The organism is Bradyrhizobium sp. 1(2017) (genome assembly GCF_011602485.2).
In the GTDB taxonomy this organism is placed as follows: domain Bacteria; phylum Pseudomonadota; class Alphaproteobacteria; order Rhizobiales; family Xanthobacteraceae; genus Bradyrhizobium.
Genome location: NZ_CP050022.2, coordinates 4,087,805 through 4,109,260 on the forward strand (window position 1 = coordinate 4,087,805; position 21,456 = coordinate 4,109,260).

A 21,456-nucleotide genomic window follows, 5' to 3' on the forward strand; every position below is an offset into this window, starting at 1 on the left:
CCAGAGAACAGAGCAGGATATTGCCCATATCTGCCATGTTCCCTGAACCGGGGCGAGCCGGGTTGCGATGCCTGGCCAGACCGACTAGGTAGGACCTGAACAGACCGGACACCCCATGGTCGTTATTGTCGATACCATCTCGAACCCGTTGCGCCCACGCCACCCCGAAAAGGTGAACCGGCCCGATTCCGCTTCCCCGCCGAAGCCGGACTGGATCCGCGTGCGCGCGCCCAATACCCGCGGCTATGCCGACACCCGCAATATCGTGCGGGCGAACGGCCTGCACACGGTGTGCGAGGAGGCGGGTTGCCCTAACATCGGCGAGTGCTGGGACAAAAAGCACGCGACCTTCATGATCATGGGTGACACCTGCACCCGTGCCTGCGCCTTCTGCAACGTCAAGACCGGCCTGCCCAACGCGCTCGAGGCCGCCGAGCCCCAGAACGTCGCCGAAGCCGTGGCCAAGCTCGGCCTCGCCCATGTCGTCATCACCTCCGTCGACCGCGACGATCTCGCTGACGGCGGCGCCCAACATTTCGCAGAGACGATCGGCGCGATCCGGGCCGCGTGCCCCTCGACCACCATCGAGATCCTGACGCCGGACTTCCTGCGCAAGGAGGGAGCGCTCGAGGTCGTCGTCGCGGCGAAGCCCGACGTGTTCAACCACAATCTCGAGACCGTGCCGTCGCGCTATCTCACGGTGCGGCCGGGCGCGCGCTACTTCCACTCGATCCGGCTGCTGCAGCGGGTCAGGGAGCTCGATCCAACCATCTTCACCAAGTCCGGCATCATGGTCGGCCTCGGCGAGGAGCGCCACGAGGTGCTCCAGGTGATGGACGATCTGCGCTCGGCCGAGGTCGACTTCCTGACCATCGGCCAGTATCTCCAGCCGACCCGCAAGCATCACGCCGTGATGCGCTTCGTTCCGCCCGACGAGTTCGCCTCCTACGAGAAGGTCGCCTACACCAAGGGCTTCCTGATGGTGTCGGCGAGCCCGCTGACCCGCTCGTCGCATCATGCCGGCGAGGACTTCGCGAGACTGAAGGCCGCGCGGGCCGCTAACGGCCGCTAAATCGCCATGCCCAAATTTTCGAGCAAGCGCCGTGTCAATCACAGCGCATCCGAGATGTTTGATCTGGTCGCCGATATCGAGCGCTACCCGGAATTCGTGCCGCTGTGCAGCGCGCTGAAGGTGCGCCAGCGCATGGCCAAGCCCGACGGCACCGAGGTGCTGGTCGCCGACATGACGGTGTCGTTCAAGCTGGTCAAGGAATCCTTCACCAGCCGGGTGACGCTGGATCGCGCCAATCTGAAGATCCTGGTCGAATATCTGCAAGGTCCGTTCAGCAATCTGGAAAACCGCTGGACGTTCGAGCCCAGGGGCGAGCAGGAGGGGCAGGGTGTCTGCGACGTCGGATTCTTCCTCTCCTACGAGTTCAAGAGCCGCATGCTGGCGTTGCTGATGGGCTCGATGTTCGACGCAGCCTTCGCGCGCTTTTCCTCCGCGTTCGAGAAACGCGCGGATGCGATCTACGGCCGGCCGAAGCTGGCATCGACATAGGCAACTCTCGCGTCCCGGACGCGGCGCAGCGCGTAGTGCTGCTCCGCAGAGCCGGACCTATGGTTGCGGTCTCCTCACTCGATCGATGGGCCCCGGCTCTGCAGCGCACCGCTGACGGAGCGCTGCGCTGCGTCGGGGGCACGAGTTACTCACTTCAATCCACCGCCTTCACTACATCAGGCGGCTGCGAGGCGTAGTACGCCGCGGCCTGATCGATCTCCTGCGGCGTCATCGCACGGGCGATGTTGCGCATCTGCTGGCTGATGTCGTTGCGGCGCTCGCCCGAGGCGAAGGCCTGGAGTTGCGCCTTCATGTAAGCTTCGGACTGGCCTTCGAGCCAGGGGCTCCCGGTCTTGTTGTCGAGGCTGCCATGGCAGGAGCCGCAGGGTGCGATGCCGCGCATCGGCGCGCCGAAGATGACGATGTTGGGCTTTGGCAGCTGCGGCGTCGGGTGATAGGCCGGCAGCCGCGGCAGATAGGCGTAATAGTGGGAGAGATCGGCGATCTCCTGGTCGGTCAGGTTGATCGCAAACGGTGACATCACGGCGTTGGTGCGCGCACCCGAACGGAAGTCGAGCAGTTGCTTGTAGATCACGGCGGCGTACTGGCCGGCGAGGTTGGGCGAGTCCGCCCGGCTGACGCCGGTCGGGCCGTGGCAGATGGCACAGCGCTGCGCCAGCGTGGCTCCGCGCCCGATCGCCTCCTGGCTCGGACGTGACAGCGTGGACGAGGTCAGCACGACCTCCGACAGCCGCTTGCTCTGCTCGGGTGCCGTCACGCTTGGCGCGCGCTGCGGCACGCCGGCAGCGCTGCAGATGGCATCCCAGACATTGGCGAACTGAACCCAGGGCTGCGCGAAGGGCAGCATGATGAAGCCGGCAATTGCCGTCACGACCAGGATTGCGGCGGTGATGCCGACACTGAGCGTGAAATGCCTGTTACGGAAGGTGAAGAGGTCGGGCGTGCTCATCACTGCGCCCCCACATAGACGGCCGGCACCGACGTGCCCTCGCTCAGCGCCAGCGTCACGATCGGATAGCCGTAATTGGTGAGCGTGAGCACGATCATCAGCGCCACCCAGAGCCCGTGGGTGTTGAGCGCGACCGGCACGGTCGCGGGCTGGTGCACGGCCAGTGCAAACTGATAGGGACCGGTATCGGCCTGGGGCGCCCGCATGCCGCGCGCCAGGATGACGATGAACATGATGCCCGATACCAGCAGGACGAAGCCGCCGATTGCCGAAAGCGTCACCGAAAGCGCCTGCGGCGCGATCGCGGGATCGCCGAAATCGAAATAGGCCATGCGGCGCGGCATGCCGAGGATGCCGACCCAGTGCCACGGGAAGGTGGTGACGATCATGCCGACGAACCACAGCCAGAGCTGGATGCGGATCAGGCGGAGATCGATCAGCTCCCGGCCGGTCAGATGCGGCCATAGATCATAGGCGATCGCGAAATACATGATCACGATGGCGCCGCCGAAGATCAGGTGGAAATGGCCGGTGATCCACTGCGTGTTGTGGATCGAGGCATCGAGCTGGTAGCTCATGTTGATGAGGCCGCCGGCGCCACCGAAGCCGAGCATGACGAAGGAGAAAGCCAGCGCCAGCATCATCGGATTGTCCCAGGGCAGGGCCCCGATCCAGCCGAACATGCCGCGCCCACCGCGCAGGCGTGCGGCGATCTCGACGGAGGCGCAGATCGTGAACACGGTCAGCAGCGTCGGCAGGGCCACCAGCGCCGTGAAGGCCGAATGGATGAACTTGAATCCCGCGCCGACCTGCGGATCGGCAAAGGTGTGGTGCATGCCGATCGGCATCGCCACGACCAGGAACAGGATGAAGGCGATCCGCGCCATGGAATCGGAATAGACGCGGCCGCCGATCGCGCGCGGCACGATGGTGTAATAGGCGATGTAGGTCGGCATCAGCCAGAAATAGACGATGGCGTGCAGCGTCCAGGAGAAGAACACGCGGGCAAGGCCCGCGTCGATCGTGGTCTTCAACCCCGCCGCGACCGGAATGATCTGGAGCAGCAGCTCGAGCGCGGCGCCGACCGCAGTCCAGGCCCAGAGGTAGGAGCCCGCAACATTGGCGAACATCGCGAGCGGGACCGGCGCGCCGGGATTGGCCTTTCGCCAGACGCTCAGATTGACCGACATCAGCGCGACCCAGATCCACGAGCCGACGACGACCAGGACGACGCCGAGATAGTAGAACACGTTGCCGATCAGCGGCGGATAGAAGGTGTACAGCACCGAGGCGCGGCCGAGCGCGATCGGGATCACCGCCATGATGCTGCCGGCGACGATCAGCCAGAACCCGGCCCAGGCCCAGCGCACGCCGACCAGGCGCTGCCGCAGCGCGGCTTCACTGATGGCGTAGCCAAACCCCATCGCGACCAGGGTCGGGAAGACGTAGCCCATCACCGTGCCGTGCGCGGTCAATGAGCGGTAATAGAGCTCGGGATTGGACAGCCAGGTGCCGATCGGGCTGCGGATGAACATCTGCCAGGCGCCGAGCGTGAGCGCGATGCCGAACACGGCAAAGGCGAGCCAGAAATGGGCGAGGATGAGCTTCCTATTCACCAACACAGCTCAGCCTCCCGCCACCCTTCGCACGATCGGCAAAGTCGGTCTTGTCGATCACCTTGACCTTGCCCCACATGCCCTCGTGGCCAAAGGCGCAAAACTCCTGGCAGGGCATCAGATAGTCGCCGGTCTTCGCAAAGCGCATGGGCTGCTCGGAGATGTAGCCGGGCACCAGCATGGTGTTGACGTTGGTGCCCTGGACCAGGATGCCGTGCACGACGTCGGCGCTGGTGGCGCGCAGCGTGATCGGCGTGTCATTGGGCACCACGATGCAGGATGGCGTGAAGGAGTATTGCTGGCCGATCGCACGTACCGTCACATTGCCATTGGCTTCCAGCACGCTGCCGAGATTGCTTTCGACGAATTCGCCGGACAGATGCAGGCGCGATGGGTCGATGATCTCGACGCGCGGCTGCGGCATGGTCGCACGATGGATGCCCGCGAAGGCGGCGAGCAGCGCCATCATCACGATGATGATCACAGCAATGGTGGCCCAGCGCCGCTCGACGCGGGCTGCGACCTCGGCGCTGCCGTGGGCTTCCTCGGTGCTCATTGCAGTGATCCGCGCGGCAGAAAAACGAACAGATAGAAGGCGAACCACATCGCGACCACACAGGCGGTGGCAATGCCGGCGAGCACGACCGCCCCGGACGGGCCCTGCGCGACGACTTCCTCGACGGCCTGGTCGGCGGTAGCCGGGCTGGTCGGCGGATCGGAGTTGATCATGGCGGCCTCATTTCAGCGGTGCGGAGCGCAGCTCGTTGGCGTCGCGCGCCGAGACCGGCGTGCCGCGATTGCCCCAGGCGGTGCGGATGTAGGAGACGACGGCGGCGACCTCGTTGTCGGAGAGGAGGCCTGCGAAGGGCGGCATGCCGTAGGGCATCGGATTGCCCTTGGTGCCCGGCGGATAGCCGCCATTGAGCACCATGCGGATCGGATTGACCGCGGACTGCATCTCGATCGACTGGTTGTTGGCGAGCGGCGGCCAGTGCGGCGGCTTGCCTTCACCTTGCGGGCCATGGCAGCTCGCGCAGTGCTTGTCGTAGACGGTCTTGCCGAGGCTGACCAGCAGGCTGCTCTCGGTGGTCGGCAGCGTCGTCCTCGCCGGCGGCGGAGGCGAGGGCTCCGAGATGCTCTTGAGGTACACGGCCATCGCCCTGGTGTCTTCGTCGGAGAGATATTGCAGGCTGTTGTGCACGACCTCCGCCATCGGGCCGTAGACCACGCCGCGCATGGAAACGCCGGTCTGGAGCAGGTCGGTGATGTCCTTGATGCTCCAGTCGCCGAGCCCGGCCTCGCGGTTGGACGTCAGCGAGGGCGCGTACCAGTTCTGCATCGGGATCAGGCCGCCCTTGAAAGCGTCCGATTGCGAGGTGCCGCCGAGGGCGTTGATCGGCGAATGGCACATGGCGCAATGGCCGAGGCCTTCGACCAGATAAGCGCCGCGATTCCATTCGGCTGACTTCGACGGATCGGGCTTGTACTCACCCTCGCGGAAAAACAGCGTGCGCCAGCCGAGAATGAGCTGGCGGTTGTCATAGGGAAAGCGCAGCTCGTGTGGCTTGTTCTTCTGGTTCACCGGCGCGATCGAGCGCAAATACGCATAGATCGCATCGCTGTCGGCGCGCGTGACCTTGGTGTAGGACGCAAAGGGCATTGCCGGATAGATCAGCCCGCCGTCCGGGAAGCGGCCGTTGTGCATGGTCTTGTAGAAATCGTCCGCACTCCATTTGCCGATACCGGTATCGGGATCTGGCGTGATGTTGGATGTGTAGAGCGTGCCGAACGGCGTCGGCATGGCGCGGCCGCCGGCGAACAGGTGTCCTTCCGGCGCGGTGTGGCAGGCGGTACAATCGCCCGCGCGGGCAAGATATTCGCCTCGCGCGACGACATCGCTGCTCTTGTCCTGGGCTTTAGCCGCCGTCGACAGTGCGGCGAGGACAAGGAGTGCAATCGACAGTTTCGAGCCCATCATCCGCCTCGTCAGTTGGGCTGGCTGCCGCAGCCGAACGGCAGCGCGTAGGTGCCTTTCGGAACGGGGGCCGGATCGGCCGGCGCCGGTCGCGTCGCGAGCCATGCCGCGACGGCGGTAACATCTGCTTCCGTCAGATGTCCGGCGACGAGCTGCATGCAGTCAGGTGACTTTGCCGTGCGCGTACCATAGCGCCAGGCGCCGAGCTGCGCGCTGACATAGGCAGCGCGCAGCCCGAGCAGGCCGGGGATGCCCGGCTGCATCCCGGTCAGCGCAGGCCCATGGCAACTCACGCAGGCCGGAATGCCGCGGCCTGCGTCTCCGCTGGTGGCCAGCGTCTCGCCTTGCGCCAGCACGTCCTTACTGACCTCGCTCGGCGCGGGCTGTGGCAGCGGCGGATGCTCGCTGGCAAAATATTCCGCCATCGCTTCGAGATAGGGATCGGGCAGAAACTCCAGCAGATAGTTCATCGGCGGGTATTTGCGCCGGCCGCTGCGGAAAGCGAGGAGCTGGTTGTAGAGATAGCCGGCCGGCTTGCCGGCAAGGCGCGGGAAATAGACGTCGCTGGTGCCTTCGCCCTTGTTGCCGTGACACGGCGTGCAGGCCTCGACCCGCGCCGCCATTGTATCCGGCGGCTGGTTGGTGGCCGTTTGTGCGGCCGCACCATCAACGGCGGCCAAGGTGATGATCACGGCGGCCGAAGCCACGGCGCGAGCGAACAATTTCGTCGCCCTCCACAATGTTGGTCCGGTTGATTCCAGAGCACAACGTACGACGGCATTATTGCGCCAATATGGTTCCGCGCAAGAACGGATGCGTGATGACGTTTGGTCGCGGCCTCGACATCTGCGATCCCGATCGAATTCGACAAAACTTGCGCGTTTTTTGAAAACTGGACATAACGCTGCAGTCTCGCGACAGTTGCTGCCCGAGCTTTGCTTCGTCGGTGCCGCCCTCCTTGTCAGAGGGCGCAGGGAAGACCGGATGCCGGCTGGGCACCCACGGTCCACTGTGCGGCGAAGAGTTGCGCTACAAGAAGCTGCACAGCGGCATACAGGTGGAGCCGGAAACAACCCGGCCTTCCCTGCGCAGTGGTTTGACGGCTTATGCCGAGCTCTCCCCGGGGAGCGATGCACTATTGCCCCCGTCGCCTTGCAGATGGCTGATGTGCGTGCCCGGTCGGGCATCACACATCACCGCAAGACTTGACGCACAGGCCCCGGGCGTCAGGACGACACGGTTTTGCCGTACGCTGGTCGCACCTGTCGTTTGCGCGAAGGCGTCGCTCACGGTTGCCCGCCCTGCGACGACCATCGCGCCAGTGCACCCAGCGCCCACCACGGCTCACCCCGCGTTTCGTGACGATCGCGATACGCCCCTCTGACAGGGATGAGGTGGCGCACGAATACGCCAAAGACGAATTTCGGTAAAGGAGAATATTTTCGCGCGCGGCAATTGACCCGCCGGCTGGGTGTTTTGCCCGACGGGCAGCACAAGGCCTTGTAGGATCGTTGGACAGCCAGCATGTCCGGCGCACAAACCAGAATCGAACTCTGTACCCTGGGGTGACAAGTGCAGTTTGTGCCAAAACGCACTTGGCTGACGGAACACCCCTTGCTGTCCGCGATACACCCAATTCAGCTGCGTCCATGGAGGGACTCAACGAGAATACGAGGGGGCGCGGGGGCTGTTGTACCTGGACCAAGGGACATGGCACGCTGGAAGCAATCGTGGAGTGAGCAAGACCTTAGCAAGCTGAAGACACTCGCAGGCACCAAACCGATTGCCGTGATCGCGAAAGAGCTCGGTCGAACCACAGGTACGGTGCTAGCGAAGGCGATCGAGCAGAAACTCCCTGTCATTCATCGTATCGAGCGCCCGCCACGGTAATCGGGAATGTCACGCAGTATTCGAGCCTCTGGCAGCAGGGCAATGTCCGCAATCCCCAGACCGAGTTTCGCTTCATCGTGGATTACACCGTGCTGTTCCGGCCTCCGGTGAACTGGTCGGGCAGCTATGACTCCCGGCTTTGACCGGAACCGCAGCACCAGCGAGCGGATCGGGAGGGATCGTTTTTCGCCGCGGCGAGTTCAGTACGGATTGTCCGGGTTGGAGCCGCCATGACCATCAATTTCGACACGCTGAAAGCGTCACTCGTCCTGTATGGGCTGAACGCGATCTACGCGATCCTGCTGCTCGCGGTCGGCTGGTATCTGTCTGGCGCAATGCAGCGTTTCGTCACGCGCGTGCTGAGTGTCGGGCACCGGGTCGATCCGCTCGTGACCCTGTTTGTCTCCAGCGTCACGCGCTACGGCGTGCTCGCCGTGGTCGGCATCGCCGTGCTCCAGCTCTTCGGCATCCAGACCGCGAGCCTCGTCGCCGTGCTGGGCGCGACATCACTCGCCATTGGCCTCGCGCTCCAGGGCACGCTGTCCAATCTCGCCGCCGGCGTGATGCTGCTGCTGTTCCGGCCCTTCCATATCGGCGACGACGTCGAGGTCGCCGGCAAGGCCGGGAAGGTGAAGGCGCTGTCGCTGTTCATGACCGAGCTGGTCGCGCCCGACAATACGCAGATCCTCTTGCCGAATGGACAGGTCTGGGGCGCAGCCATCATCAACCACAGCGCCTATCCCGGCACGGGCGAAGTCAAGGTGACATTTCCGGTCAGAGCAGGATCGGCCAATGCGCTGGCTGGCGAGATCCTGAAAGAGTTGCGCCAGGACCCGCGCGTCGACGAGCGAGCCGCGCCGTCGGTCAATGTGTCGAAGGTGATCGCCGCCGATCCCGCTGCCCCGGTCGTGGAATTGACGGTGAGTGCGAAGGTGAAGCCGTCGGATGCCGATGCGGTCAAGCAGCGCGTGCTCGACCATGCCAGCGCGCTGCTCGCGGCGGCCTGAGGGAGAATTGGTGACCCTGCTCGGAATATCGTAGAAGTGCCTCGAACGGGAGGCGCAGACGGCATGGCAGGCGACACCAAGATTCGGACTGGCCAGTGCCATTGCGGCGCCGTGCGGTTCGAGGCAACGCTCAGCGACGGCTTCAATTCGATCCGCCGCTGCACGTGCTCCTACTGCCGCATGCGCGGCGCCGTCGTGGTTATGGCGGAAATGGGCGGGATCAAGTTCCTCCAGGGTGAGGATGCGCTCACGAGCTACCGTTTCCATACCGGATCGGCACAGCACTTCTTCTGCTCTCGCTGCGGAATTTACACGCATCATCAGCGGCGGTCCGACCAGACCCTCTACGCCGTCAACGTGGCCTGCCTGGACGGGGTCAGCCCGTTCGATTTCCCCGAGGTACCGGTCATGGATGGCATCAATCACACGAACGATACCGGCAAGCCGACGCGCCGGGCAGGCACGCTCCGCTTTGTGCCGGCTGACTAGCGGTCGTTGCCTGGCCTCAGCCCCGCGGCGACCGCGGCGACCTGCGCTTGACCGCATGCCGTCGCGGCGAGCGGGTGACACGGGGGCGCAGGCGGCTCGCGGCTGCGGGACGCGGCTTGGCCTGGGCTTGCGGGCCGCGGGCGAGGTCCATCAGCATGCGCAGCGCTTCGACCACGGAGCGCTGACGCACAGCGCTGCGGCCGATGGCGCCAAAGCGGTGCTCGCGATGGATGATGCGGCCATCTCGCGCGGCGGCGGCAAAGTGCACGAGACCGACCGGCTTACCCGGCGTGGCGCCGCCGGGGCCGGCAATGCCGGTGATGGCGACGGCGAGATCGACATCGGCGCGCTCCAGCGCGCCGATCGCCATCGCGGTCGCGGTCTCCTTGCTGACCGCGCCGAAATTGGTGAGCGTGCTCGCCTCGACTCCGAGCATCGCGCGCTTGGCGTCGTTGGAATAGGTGACGAAGCCGCGATCGATCACATCGGAGGAGCCGGGGATGTCCGTCAGCGCGCCGGCAACCAGGCCGCCGGTGCAGGACTCGGCGGTCGCGACCGTCAGCTTGCGCATCCGGCACAGATCGAGCAGCGAGCGGGAGAGGGCGCGTGCGTCGCTGCCGCCCATGGCCTAGACGCTCCAGGGAAGGCGGATGGTGGCGCTCGCGGTGGCCGCGATACCTTCCTCTCGGCCGGTGAAGCCGAGCCGCTCGCTGGTCGTCGCCTTCACCGCGACGCGCGAGATGTCGACGCCGGATATCTCGGCGATGCGCGCGCGCATGGTGTCGCGCAAGGGACCGATCTTCGGCCGCTCGCAGATCAGCGTCACCTCGAGATTGGCGACACGGCCGCCACGCGCCGCGACACGCTCGATGGCGTAGTTCAGGAACTGGTCGGAGGATGCGCCCTTCCACTTCGCATCGCTCGGCGGGAAGTGCGAGCCGATGTCGCCGTCGGCGAGCGCGCCGAGAATGGCGTCGACCAGCGCATGCAGACCGACGTCGCCGTCGGAATGGGCGAGAAAGCCCTTGGTGTGCGGGACGCGCACGCCGCAGATCATGAGGTGATCACCTTCGCCGAAGGCGTGCACGTCATAGCCGGTGCCGGTCCTGATGTCGCCGAGCTGGGCGGCCAGGCGTGCCTCCTCGCGCACGAAATCCTCGGGAGTGGTGAGCTTCATGTTGGCAACATCGCCTTCAAAGGTTGCAACCGTCAATCCCGCCCATTCGGCAATGGCGGCATCGTCGGTGAAATCCGAGCGCCCATCCTTCGCCGCGCGACGATGCGCCTCGAGAATGACGTCGAAACGAAAGGATTGCGGCGTCTGCGCGATTCGCAGCCGCGCGCGGTCCGGCGTGCCCTCGACATGGCCGTTCTCGCCGGTGAGCTTGATCGTGTCGGTGACGGCAATGGCGGGGATCGCGGCACCGGTGTGGCTTGCCGCCTCGATCGCGCGGGAGATCACGCCTTCCGAGACGAAGGGGCGGGCGGCGTCGTGGATCAGAACGATGTCGGGCTTGTGCTTTGCGAGGGCCTCCAGGCCGGCAAGCACCGAGGCCTGGCGGGTAGCGCCGCCATTGGCCGGCGGCTCGTGCTTGAGCCCTGCGACCGCGGCCGTGAACATGGCGCCGTCGTCGGGATTCACCACCGGCTGCACCGCCGACACGTCGGGATGACGGCTGAACGCCTCCATGGCGCGATAGATCACGGGCACACCGCCGATCTCGCGATATTGCTTCGGCCCGCCGGCACCGGCGCGCAAGCCGCGACCGGCTGCGACGAGGACGACCGCGGTGCGTTGTGATTTCGCCATAGGACTCGAATACTCGATTGGTGATGAAGCGTCGGGGGAGTGGGGTGATTTGACGGCATGCCTCTAGCACGGCAGGCCCGCAAAAAAAGGGGGTTTCCCCGGATTGTGGGAAACAGCATTTTGCTGCACTGCACTTGAAAGATTTGCAGAACTGTCTAAACTGTAGGCATGGCGCTTGACTGCACAAGAATTGTGCGCAAGATAGGTCATGGCAGGCGCGATGAGGCCCTGTCCAGTCAACGAGACTCCTGTGACCGGCTCGGCAGTATCAGGCTCTAAGCCGTTGAAAATAGGCGATATTGACATCGCCACCCCGGTCTTCCTGGCACCAATGTCGGGGGTGACTGACTCGCCCGTGCGCCGGCTGACCGCCGAGCTGGGCGCCGGCTTGGTCGTGTCCGAAATGACCGCCAGTGATGAGCTCGCCAACGGCCATCGGATGTCGCGGTTGCGCTGCGAAGCCACGGGAATCGGTCCGCACGTCGTCCAGCTCGCCGGCTGCGAGGCGCATTGGATGGCCGAAGGGGCCCGGATCGCCGAAGCCGAAGGCGCCGACATCATCGATATCAACATGGGCTGCCCGGCCCGTCACGTCACCGGCGGCCAGTCCGGCTCGGCATTGATGCGCGACCTCGACCACGCCGTCAGCCTGATCGATGCGACCATCGCGGCGGTGAAGGTGCCGGTGACGCTGAAGATGCGGCTCGGCTGGGACGACCGCAGCCGCAACGCCCCGGAGCTGGCACGTCGCGCCGAGGCGTCAGGCGTCAAGCTCGTGACCGTGCATGGCCGCACCCGCTGCCAGTTCTACAAGGGCGAGGCCGATTGGGACGCGATCCGCGCCGTGCGCGAAGCCATCTCCATTCCGCTCGTCGTCAATGGCGACATCACCACCCATGACAAGGCGCTTGCGGCGCTCGAGGCCTCCGGCGCCGATGCCGTGATGATCGGCCGCGGCGCGCAGGGCCAGCCCTGGCTGCCCGGCCAGATCGGCCGGCGCCTGAAGGGCGGAGCGGAGGAAGCCGCGCCGTCGCTCGAGACGCAGCTGCACTATGTCCGGACGCTCTATGAGGGCGTCTGTGCGCTCTACGGTTTGCGCATCGGGCTCAGGCACGCGCGCAAGCATCTCGGCTGGGCGCTCGACGTCGCCGCGGATGCGAGCGGCGCGCCGGCCGACACGCTGAAGTCCTGGCGCCAGAAGATCCTGACCTCCGAGGATCCGCGCCTCGTCCACCAATCGCTGCAGGACGCCTTCGACGATTTCGCATGGAGGGCTGCTGCATGAGCTCAGCCGCTGACCATCGCCGGCCCGCCGACAGCGACGCGATCCTGGATGCCTTACCCAATCCCGTGCTGATGATCGGGCCGGACGGCAAGATCGTCGCTGCCAACATTGCGACCGAAGCCTTCTTCGATATCTCGACGCAATTCCTGAAGCGGCAGTCGCTGAAGGAGCTGGTGCCGTTCGGCAGCCCGTTGCTGGCGCTGATCGACCAGGTGCGCTCGTCGAACTCGCCGGTCAACGAATACAAGGTCGATCTCGGCACCCCGCGCATGGGTGGGGACCGTCAGGTCGACCTGCATGTCGCCCCGCTCACGGAGCGGCCCGGCCACATCGTGGTGATGCTGCAGGAGCGCTCCATCGCCGACAAGATGGATCGCCAGCTCACCCACCGCAGCGCCGCGCGCTCGGTGATTGCGCTCGCCGCGATGCTGGCGCACGAGATCAAGAACCCGCTCTCCGGCATTCGCGGCGCGGCGCAGCTCCTGGAGCAGCAGGCGTCGTCCGAAGACCGCATGCTGACGCGCCTGATCTGCGACGAGGCTGACCGCATCGTGACGCTGGTCGACCGCATGGAGGTGTTCGGCGACGAGCGCCCCGTGGTGCGCGGGCCCGTCAACATCCACTCCGTGCTCGATCACGTGAAGCGACTGGCGCAGTCCGGATTTGCCCGCAACATCCGCTTCATCGAGGACTACGATCCCTCGCTGCCGCCCGTGCTGGCGAACCAGGATCAGCTCATCCAAGTGTTCCTCAATCTCGTGAAGAACGCCGCCGAAGCCCTGATCGACGTTCCCGACGCCGAGATCCAGCTCACAACGGCGTTCCGGCCCGGCGTGCGGCTGTCAGTCCCCGGTCAAAAATCCCGGGTATCCCTGCCGCTCGAGTTCTGCGTGAAAGACAACGGACCAGGCGTGCCGGACGACCTTCTGCCCAACCTGTTCGATCCCTTCGTGACCACCAAGCAGACCGGCTCGGGTCTGGGCCTTGCGTTGGTCGCAAAGATCGTCGGCGATCACGGGGGCATCATCGAATGCGAATCTCAGCCGCGCAAGACCACCTTCCGCGTGCTGATGCCGATGTATTCCACATCGGTGAAACATGCCGATCAAAGCAGTCGCGCCGACTCTGCCGGGAAGCCGTCGCCTGCGTCACAGGGGGCAAAATGAGGATTAGCGATGCCCGCAGGTAGCATTCTCGTAGCTGATGACGATACCGCCATCCGCACCGTTCTCAATCAGGCACTTTCCCGCGCCGGCTATGAAGTGCGGCTGACGGGCAATGCCGCAACGCTGTGGCGCTGGGTCAGCCAAGGGGAGGGCGATCTCGTCATCACCGACGTGGTGATGCCCGACGAGAACGCGTTCGATCTCCTGCCGCGGATCAAGAAGATGCGGCCGAACCTGCCCGTCATCGTCATGAGCGCGCAGAACACCTTCATGACGGCGATCCGCGCCTCCGAGCGCGGAGCCTATGAATATCTGCCAAAACCCTTCGACCTGAAGGAGCTGATCGCGATCGTCGGCCGCGCGCTGGCCGAGCCGAAGGAGCGGACATCGACGCCGGACGAGGACGCCGAGATGGAGGCGATCCCGCTGGTCGGCCGCTCGCCGGCGATGCAGGAAATCTATCGCGTGCTGGCGCGTCTGATGCAGACCGATCTCACCGTGATGATCACGGGCGAGTCCGGCACCGGCAAGGAGCTGGTGGCGCGCGCGCTGCACGATTACGGCAAGCGCCGCAACGGCCCGTTCGTCGCCGTCAACATGGCGGCGATCCCGCGCGACCTGATCGAGTCCGAACTGTTCGGCCATGAGCGCGGCGCCTTCACCGGCGCCAACACCCGCGCCTCCGGCCGGTTCGAGCAGGCCGAGGGCGGCACGCTGTTCCTCGACGAAATCGGCGACATGCCGATGGAGGCGCAGACCCGTCTGTTGCGCGTCTTGCAGCAGGGCGAATACACCACCGTCGGCGGCCGCACCCCGATCAAGACCGACGTGCGCATCGTCGCGGCCTCCAACAAGGATCTGCGCGTCCTGATCCAGCAGGGCCTGTTCCGCGAAGATTTGTTCTTCCGCCTCAACGTCGTGCCGCTGCGGCTGCCGCCGCTGCGCGAGCGCATCGAGGACCTGCCGGACCTCATCCGGCACTTCTTCACGCTGGCCGAGAAGGACGGCCTGCCGCCGAAGAAGCTGGATACGCTGGCGCTGGAGCGGATGAAGCAGCACCGCTGGCCCGGCAACGTGCGCGAGCTCGAAAACCTGGCGCGGCGCCTCGCCGCGCTCTATCCGCAGGACGTGATCACCTCCTCGGTGATCGACGGCGAGCTGGCGCCGCCCTCGGTCAGCCCGGGCGCCGCGGTCCAGCAGGGCGTCGACAATCTCGGCGGCGCGGTGGAGGCCTATCTGTCCTCGCACTTCCAGGGCTTCCCGAACGGCGTGCCGCCGCCCGGCCTCTATCACCGCATCCTCAAGGAGATCGAGGTGCCGCTGCTCACGGCTGCGCTCGCCGCCACCCGCGGCAACCAGATCCGCGCCGCCGATCTGCTCGGCCTCAACCGCAACACGCTGCGGAAGAAGATCCGGGATCTGGATATCCAGGTTTATCGGAGCGGGGGCTAGCTTTCCGGACCGGTGGCTCAGCTCCCCCTACCAAGCGGAGCTGAGCCTGTCCGGATCGCGCTGGCCGTTATGGCTGACGCGGTGAGCAGAATTCCTGATAGGAGCGGATTGTTCCGCTCCTACATTTAATTTGATCATTCGGCCGTAACGCGCGGCATCACATCTATCTGAACGTCTATCGGACAAGTCGGTCGGATGCCGGCATCACGCTGGCGACATTCACCAGCGGCTGCTGAACGCCAACGCCGTTGACCAGGAGGTCGGCGGCCACGATCAGCAGAAGAACGGCCGAAACCATCGTTGCGAGGCAGAATTTATCCATGCCCTTCAAGCCGGAAGGGCAGGAATCCGTTCCCGCCTCGAAGGCAATCCTGTGCAAGACCTTGTGGATGTGCCGGTCCGCCGCGGGACAGACGCCGCGGAATTGTCGCAATCCGGCAACAATGTGGTACGAATACATCAGTATCCGCGCGCCAGCGGACCCGTTTTCAGCACCCATTGCCGGAATGACCAGCGCAGATACCTCGGCCGCATCCTTTGACACGGCCCCAGCGGAAGAGCCCCGGCGCTGGTCGGTGCGACGCTGGCTGGCGCCGCTTGCCGTGGGCCTGGCCCTGGGGTCGGCCTTCCTGACCTTCCTGGTCCTGACCGGCCTCACCAAGATCGAACCGACGCCGGAGGTGGTGCGCTCGTTCTATCTGATCAATGCGGCGACGATCCTGCTCCTGGTCGGGATCATCGTCCGGGAACTCTGGCAGCTGATCCTGGCCAGACGACGGGGCCGGGCGGCGGCCCGCCTCCATGTCCAGATCGTCAGCCTGTTCTCGATCGTGGCGGTGCTGCCGGCGGTGCTGGTTGCCGTCGTCGCCAACGTCACCATCGAACGCGGTCTCGACCGGCTGTTTTCGGGGCCGACCAAGGAGGTGATCCAGAATTCGCTGACGATCGCGCGGGCCTATATGCAGGACCATGCGCAGCTGATCCGCGGCGATATTCTCGGCATGGCCAACGACATCGCGCATGCCCGTCCGCTCTACGACCAGGACCGCCGCTCGTTCCGGGAGATGCTGACCGCGAGCGCCGGCTCGCGCAATTTGCCGGGCGCGATGATCATCGACAAGAACACCAACATCCTGGAGTCCGCCGACACCGGCATGCGGCTCGCTTATTCGCCGCCAGCGCCCGACTTTCTCAGCAACGTCAACGAGAACGAGCCCGAGATCGCGGTGCTGCCGGATGCGAGCTTCGTCGCCGCGGTGATCCGCCTGCGCGCCTTCAACGACACGTTCCTCTATGTCGCCCGGCCGCTCGATCCGAACGTCGTCAACCAGCTCAAGCAGACCGAGGTCAGCGTCGCCGAATACGCCCAGATCGAGTCGCGCCGGCTCGGCATCCAGGTCGCGTTTGCGCTGATGTTCGCGGTGATCGCGCTGACCATCCTGATGGCCTCGGTGCTGATCGGCCTCAACTTCGCCAACTCACTTGTTTCGCCGATCCGGCGGCTGATGAACGCGGCTCACACGGTCTCGACGGGCGACCTTCATGTGCAGGTGCCCGTGCACCAGTCGGAAGGCGACCTTGCCCAATTGGGTGAGACCTTCAACAAGATGACGCAGGAATTGCGCAGCCAGCGTGACGAGCTCGTCAACGCCAGCGATCTCATCGACAGCCGCCGCCGCTTCATCGAGGCCGTGCTGTCCTCGGCGAGCGCCGGCATCATCGGCGTCGACGCGTCGGGCAGCGTCGGCATCCTCAACCGCTCCGCCGAGAAGCTGATCGGGCACTCCGAAGCGGAGACGCTCGGCCATCCGCTGTCCGACGTTCTGCCCGAACTCGACGAGATGATGAAGTCGGCGCGGGAAGGGACCCAGCGTCTGGTGCAGGGTCAGATCACGATCACCCGCGACGGGCAGGAACGCAATCTGTCGGTCCGCGTCAGCGCCGAGAAGAACCAGCCGCACGACAGCTACATCATCACGCTCGACGACATCACCGAGCTCGTCTCGGCGCAGCGCACCTCGGCCTGGGGCGACGTGGCGCGGCGCATCGCCCACGAGATCAAGAACCCGCTGACGCCGATCCAGCTCTCGGCCGAGCGCATCCGCCGCAAATTCGGCAAGACCATCACCGTGGACAAGGACAAGCAGATTTTCGACCAGTGCACCGACACCATCGTCCGCCAGGTCGACGACATCAGGCGCATGGTCGACGAGTTCTCCCGCTTTGCGCGGATGCCGAAACCGGTGATGGAGGGCGAGGACGTCGCCGACGCGGTGCGGCAGGCGGTGTTCCTGATGAAGGTCGCCCACCCCGAAATCGACATCGAAGCCGAGTTCAAGCAGGACCCGCTGCGGGCGCAATTCGACCGGCGGCTGATCTCCCAGGCCGTCACCAACATCATCAAGAATGCCACCGAGGCGATCGAGCAGGTGCCACCGGAGGAGCTTGGCAAGGGCCGTATCGACGTCGTGGTGTCGCGCGAGGGCGAGGACGTGCTGATCGACGTCATCGACAACGGCATCGGCCTGCCCAAGGTCGCGCGCTCGCGGCTGCTCGAGCCTTACGTCACGACGCGCGCCAAGGGCACGGGCCTGGGCCTAGCGATCGTCGGCCGCGTGCTGGAAGACCATGGCGGGCGCATCGAGCTGAAGGACGCCGCCGACTTCCGCGAAGGCCAGCGCGGCGCCTGGATGCGGATGCGCTTTGCGATCTCCGGGCAACCTGCGAAGTCCGAGGGAGCCTCGCTGGCGCCCGCGGAATCAGCCAGGCCTGAGGCTAAGGAAACGGTTGCGGAGTCCGCCAGGGGCCCAGTCTCCAGTGCGGACTCCAGTCAAGGCTTCAGCCAGGCCCCGGAAACAAAACAGCCGTCCGCCGAAACCAAAGAGCCGGCTGAAAAGACCAATGATTCAACGAAAATCGAAGCCTCAACAGGCAGCTGACAAGGCAGGCGCGACCCATGGCAAGTGAAATTCTGATTGTCGATGATGAGGCCGATATTCGGGATCTCGTTGCGGGCATTCTCGAAGACGAGGGGTTCGTCACAAGGACCGCACGCGACAGCGATACGGCGCTCGCCGAGATCGCCAACCGCAGGCCGCATCTCGTGTTCCTCGACATCTGGCTCCAGGGCTCCAAGCTCGACGGCTTGCAGCTGCTGGAGCAGGTCAAGAAGGACAATGCCGATCTGCCGGTCGTGATGATCTCGGGCCACGGCAACATCGAGACAGCGGTCGCCGCGATCAAGCGCGGCGCCTACGACTTCATCGAGAAGCCGTTCAAGGCCGACCGGCTGATCCTGGTCGCGACGAGGGCACTGGAGAACTCGCGACTCAAGCGCGAGGTCAAGGAGCTGAAGCAGCTCGCGCCCAGCGCCAGCCAGCTCGTCGGCCGTTCGCCCAGCATGAACCAGCTGCGCCAGACGATCGAGCGCGCGGCCAAGGCCAACAGCCGCATCCTGATCGTCGGCCCCGCCGGCGCCGGCAAGGAGTTGACGGCGCGCACGCTGCACACGGCCTCGGGCCGCGCCGATGGGCCCTTCGTCGTCATCAACGCCGCCGCAATCACGCCCGAGCGGATGGAGCATGAGCTGTTCGGCGTCGAGCAGTCCAACGGCGAACAGCCGCGCAAGCCCGGTGCGCTCGAGGAAGCCCATGGCGGCACGCTGTTCATCGACGAGATCGCGGACATGCCGCGCGAAACCCAAAACAAGATCCTGCGCGTGCTGGTCGAGCAGTCGTTCCAGCGCGTCGGCGGCACCGCCAAGGTGCAGGTCGACGTCCGCATCATCTCGTCCACTGCGCGCAATCTCGAGGAGGAGATCGCGGCCGGCCATTTCCGTGAGGACCTCTATCACCGCCTCTCGGTGGTGCCGATCCGCGTGCCCGCGCTGTCGGAGCGGCGCGAGGACATTCCGGAGCTGATCGACTACTTCATGGAGCAGATCTCGGCCGGCAGCGGCCTGCCGAAGCGTCAGATCGGGCAGGACGCGATGGCGGTGCTGCAATCGCACGTCTGGCCGGGCAACGTGCGCCAGCTCCGCAACAACGTTGAGAGAGTCATGATTCTGGCCGCGGGTGGGCCCGAAGTGATCATCACGGCCGACATGTTGCCGCAGGACGTCGGCTCCATGGTGCCGGCGATGCCAACCAGCAACAATGGCGAGCACATCATGGGCCTGCCGCTGCGCGAAGCGCGGGAAGTGTTCGAGCGCGACTATTTGATTGCACAGATCAGCCGTTTCTCAGGAAATATTTCTCGCACGGCCGAGTTTGTTGGCATGGAACGTTCGGCGCTGCATCGCAAGTTGAAGGCGCTCGGCGTCGGCTAGCGCGGTTTTGCTGCCGCCGCAGATCAGGGATAAGCGAGGAAAATCATCGCCTTCCGTAGTTTTTCGGGCGAGTACGGCATGGGCTGCGGCGTGAAGCGGCTTGCCTAATAAGTCCACCTGTCCTCTAATCATGCAGCTGTTCCTTCCGAGGGGGATCTCATGAGGAACAGCAACCGGGAAAGGCCCCACATCAACCAAAACAGGGGCGCAACCGGCGCAATAAAAAGAAACTCAAAGCGAGAAAAAAACAATGGCGGCAGACCGCGCACAAAACCTACAGGACACCTTCCTTAATCACGTTCGCAAAACCAAGACGCCACTGACGATCTTTCTGGTCAACGGAGTGAAGCTCCAGGGCATCGTGACCTGGTTCGACAATTTCTGTTTGCTGCTTCGGCGCGACGGTCACTCGCAACTTGTCTACAAGCATGCGATCTCGACCATCATGCCGGGTGCGCCGATTCAGTTGTTCGAAGGCGGCGAGGATCAGCCGACTTGAGAGTGATCTGATTGGAACCCCGGAATTTCGACGGGGATGCCGACCGTCCGCGGCCGGCGGGGGCTAAGCAGACGGGGCGGGTGCTGGTCATCGGCCCCTATTTGCGGGTGCGCGCAGGCAGTGCCGACGCGCAATCGGAGAGTCACGTTCAGCGAGACGCCGAGGCCCGGCTCGATGAAGCCGCCGGCCTCGCGCGCGCGATCGATCTCGTCATTGCGGACGCCATCGTCGCGCCGATCAGCCAGATCCGGCCCGCAACCTATATCGGCAAGGGCAAGGTCGAGGAGATCGCCGCGCTGATCAAGAGCCTCGATGTCGAGCTCGTGGTGATGGATTGCGCGCTGGCGCCGATCCAGCAGCGCAATCTCGAGAAGGAGCTACACGCCAAGGTACTCGATCGCACCGGGCTCATTCTGGAAATCTTCGGCCGCCGCGCCAAGACCAGGGAAGGCTCGCTCCAGGTCGAGCTCGCGCATCTCAACTACCAGCGCTCGCGCCTGGTGCGGTCATGGACCCACCTCGAACGCCAGCGCGGCGGTTTCGGCTTCATGGGCGGTCCCGGCGAGACGCAAATCGAAGCCGACCGCCGCCTGATCCAGGAGCGCATCTCAAAGCTCGAGGGCGAGCTGAAGAAGGTGCAGGCGACGCGGCGTTTGCATCGCGCGGGGCGCCAGCGCGTGCCGTATCGCGTCGTCGCGCTAGTCGGCTACACCAATGCCGGCAAGTCGACGCTATTCAATCGCCTGACGCGCGCCGACGTGCAGGCCGCCGACATGCTGTTCGCCACGCTCGATCCGACCTTGCGCGCGCTCAACCTGCCGCATGGCGGCAAGGCAATGCTGTCGGACACGGTCGGCTTCATCTCCAATCTGCCGACCCAGCTCGTCGCCGCCTTCCGCGCCACGCTGGAAGAGGTGCTGGAGGCCGACGTCATCCTGCATGTCCGCGACATCTCGCACGAGGATGCCGAAGCGCAGCAAAGCGACGTCGACGCCGTGCTGCGCCAGCTCGGCATCAACCCCGATGATTCTGGCCGTATCATCGAAGTCTGGAACAAGATCGATCGCTATGATGCCGAGCAGCGCGAAGAGCTTCTGAACATCGCGGCGCGCAGGCCGGAAGATCATCCGGCGATGCTGGTTTCCGCCGTATCAGGCGAGGGGGTCGAGGCACTGCTCGCCGCGATCGAGGAGCGGCTCGCGGCCAAGCGCACCACACTCGATCTCTCTATCGACGCCGCCGACGGGGCCGGCATCAGCTGGCTCCACCGCAATTCCGAGGTGCTGGCGAAGGAGCTGCACGACGGCCGCTTCGACATGACCGTTCGCGTGGACGAGACCAAGCGGGATATCGTGGTGAGCCGGTTTGACGCCGTGCCGCGCGTGGCTTGATCGCGAGAGTTCACTCGA

The 21,456-nt window shown here is 65.0% G+C and carries 20 protein-coding genes; 11 read left to right on the forward strand and 9 right to left on the reverse strand.

Annotated elements, in window-relative coordinates:
* Nucleotides 1-115 precede the first annotated feature (115 nt).
* Entirely contained in the window at nt 116-1,072 is a 957-nt protein-coding gene (gene lipA, locus HAP40_RS19360; RefSeq protein ID WP_166816308.1) for a lipoyl synthase, read from the forward strand.
* Between the two features lie 6 nt (nt 1,073-1,078).
* The gene (locus HAP40_RS19365) at nt 1,079-1,561 is read left to right on the forward strand and encodes a type II toxin-antitoxin system RatA family toxin (protein ID WP_166816307.1); all 483 of its coding nucleotides are present in this window, start codon (nt 1,079-1,081) and stop codon (nt 1,559-1,561) included.
* A 154-nt stretch (nt 1,562-1,715) separates the two neighbouring features.
* Here the strand turns inward: HAP40_RS19365 and HAP40_RS19370 are convergent, their stop codons facing one another.
* The 6 genes from HAP40_RS19370 to HAP40_RS19395 are packed head-to-tail and all read right to left on the reverse strand — an operon-like array spanning nt 1,716 to nt 6,844.
* Nucleotides 1,716-2,531: a c-type cytochrome gene (locus tag HAP40_RS19370; protein ID WP_166816306.1), complete on the reverse strand. Its 816-nt coding sequence runs from the start codon at nt 2,529-2,531 to the stop codon at nt 1,716-1,718.
* Nucleotides 2,531-4,153, reverse strand: a complete 1,623-nt coding sequence (locus tag HAP40_RS19375) for a b(o/a)3-type cytochrome-c oxidase subunit 1 (RefSeq protein WP_166816305.1) — start codon at nt 4,151-4,153, stop codon at nt 2,531-2,533. Before HAP40_RS19375 ends, HAP40_RS19370 begins: the two co-directional genes overlap by 1 nt.
* Nucleotides 4,140-4,703, reverse strand: a complete 564-nt coding sequence (locus HAP40_RS19380) for a cytochrome C oxidase subunit II (RefSeq protein WP_166816304.1) — start codon at nt 4,701-4,703, stop codon at nt 4,140-4,142. The genes HAP40_RS19375 and HAP40_RS19380 overlap by 14 nt, the downstream gene beginning before the upstream one ends.
* Nucleotides 4,700-4,876, reverse strand: a complete 177-nt coding sequence (locus HAP40_RS19385; protein WP_166816303.1) for a hypothetical protein — start codon at nt 4,874-4,876, stop codon at nt 4,700-4,702. Before HAP40_RS19385 ends, HAP40_RS19380 begins: the two co-directional genes overlap by 4 nt.
* A gap of 7 nt (nt 4,877-4,883) precedes the next feature.
* Nucleotides 4,884-6,122: a cytochrome c gene (locus HAP40_RS19390; protein WP_166816302.1), complete on the reverse strand. Its 1,239-nt coding sequence runs from the start codon at nt 6,120-6,122 to the stop codon at nt 4,884-4,886.
* An 11-nt stretch (nt 6,123-6,133) separates the two neighbouring features.
* Entirely contained in the window at nt 6,134-6,844 is a 711-nt protein-coding gene (locus tag HAP40_RS19395; RefSeq protein WP_166816301.1) for a c-type cytochrome, read from the reverse strand.
* A gap of 1,398 nt (nt 6,845-8,242) precedes the next feature.
* Here HAP40_RS19395 and HAP40_RS19400 point away from each other — a divergent pair.
* Both HAP40_RS19400 and HAP40_RS19405 read left to right on the forward strand, forming a co-directional pair.
* Entirely contained in the window at nt 8,243-9,019 is a 777-nt protein-coding gene (locus tag HAP40_RS19400; protein WP_166816300.1) for a mechanosensitive ion channel family protein, read from the forward strand.
* A 63-nt stretch (nt 9,020-9,082) separates the two neighbouring features.
* Entirely contained in the window at nt 9,083-9,508 is a 426-nt protein-coding gene (locus tag HAP40_RS19405) for a GFA family protein (protein WP_166816299.1), read from the forward strand.
* A 16-nt stretch (nt 9,509-9,524) separates the two neighbouring features.
* Here HAP40_RS19405 and HAP40_RS19410 read toward each other — a convergent pair whose 3' ends face one another.
* On the reverse strand, nt 9,525-10,133 hold the full coding sequence (locus HAP40_RS19410; protein ID WP_166816298.1) for a CinA family protein: 609 nt from the start codon (nt 10,131-10,133) through the stop codon (nt 9,525-9,527).
* 3 nt (nt 10,134-10,136) lie between these two features.
* On the reverse strand, nt 10,137-11,318 hold the full coding sequence (locus HAP40_RS19415) for a bifunctional 2-C-methyl-D-erythritol 4-phosphate cytidylyltransferase/2-C-methyl-D-erythritol 2,4-cyclodiphosphate synthase (protein WP_166816297.1): 1,182 nt from the start codon (nt 11,316-11,318) through the stop codon (nt 10,137-10,139).
* Between the two features lie 283 nt (nt 11,319-11,601).
* On the opposite strand from HAP40_RS19415, the gene dusB reads away from it, so the two are divergent.
* From dusB to ntrC, 3 genes are read left to right on the forward strand one after another with little or no spacing between them, the layout of a single operon-like run.
* Nucleotides 11,602-12,603: a tRNA dihydrouridine synthase DusB gene (gene dusB, locus HAP40_RS19420; RefSeq protein WP_208024760.1), complete on the forward strand. Its 1,002-nt coding sequence runs from the start codon at nt 11,602-11,604 to the stop codon at nt 12,601-12,603.
* Entirely contained in the window at nt 12,600-13,769 is a 1,170-nt protein-coding gene (locus HAP40_RS19425; protein WP_166816296.1) for a two-component system sensor histidine kinase NtrB, read from the forward strand. The genes dusB and HAP40_RS19425 overlap by 4 nt, the downstream gene beginning before the upstream one ends.
* A 9-nt stretch (nt 13,770-13,778) precedes the next feature.
* On the forward strand, nt 13,779-15,221 hold the full coding sequence (gene ntrC, locus HAP40_RS19430; RefSeq protein ID WP_166816295.1) for a nitrogen regulation protein NR(I): 1,443 nt from the start codon (nt 13,779-13,781) through the stop codon (nt 15,219-15,221).
* A 175-nt stretch (nt 15,222-15,396) separates the two neighbouring features.
* Here the strand turns inward: ntrC and HAP40_RS19435 are convergent, their stop codons facing one another.
* Nucleotides 15,397-15,765 carry a histidine kinase gene (locus HAP40_RS19435; RefSeq protein WP_166810895.1) on the reverse strand — a complete coding sequence of 123 codons (369 nt, stop codon included), beginning with the start codon at nt 15,763-15,765 and terminating at the stop codon, nt 15,397-15,399.
* Here HAP40_RS19435 and HAP40_RS19440 point away from each other — a divergent pair.
* From HAP40_RS19440 to hflX, 4 genes are all read left to right on the forward strand, one after another.
* The gene (locus HAP40_RS19440) at nt 15,728-18,160 is read left to right on the forward strand and encodes a sensor histidine kinase (protein WP_166816294.1); all 2,433 of its coding nucleotides are present in this window, start codon (nt 15,728-15,730) and stop codon (nt 18,158-18,160) included. The two genes, HAP40_RS19435 and HAP40_RS19440, sit on opposite strands and share 38 nt — an antisense overlap.
* A 17-nt stretch (nt 18,161-18,177) precedes the next feature.
* Nucleotides 18,178-19,548, forward strand: coding sequence for a sigma-54-dependent transcriptional regulator (locus HAP40_RS19445; protein WP_027558046.1), 1,371 nt, complete (start codon nt 18,178-18,180; stop codon nt 19,546-19,548).
* A gap of 250 nt (nt 19,549-19,798) precedes the next feature.
* Entirely contained in the window at nt 19,799-20,047 is a 249-nt protein-coding gene (hfq, locus tag HAP40_RS19450) for an RNA chaperone Hfq (protein ID WP_028179548.1), read from the forward strand.
* 11 nt (nt 20,048-20,058) lie between these two features.
* Nucleotides 20,059-21,438, forward strand: coding sequence for a GTPase HflX (gene hflX, locus HAP40_RS19455; RefSeq protein ID WP_166816293.1), 1,380 nt, complete (start codon nt 20,059-20,061; stop codon nt 21,436-21,438).
* The last annotated feature ends 18 nt before the right edge of the window (nt 21,439-21,456 follow it).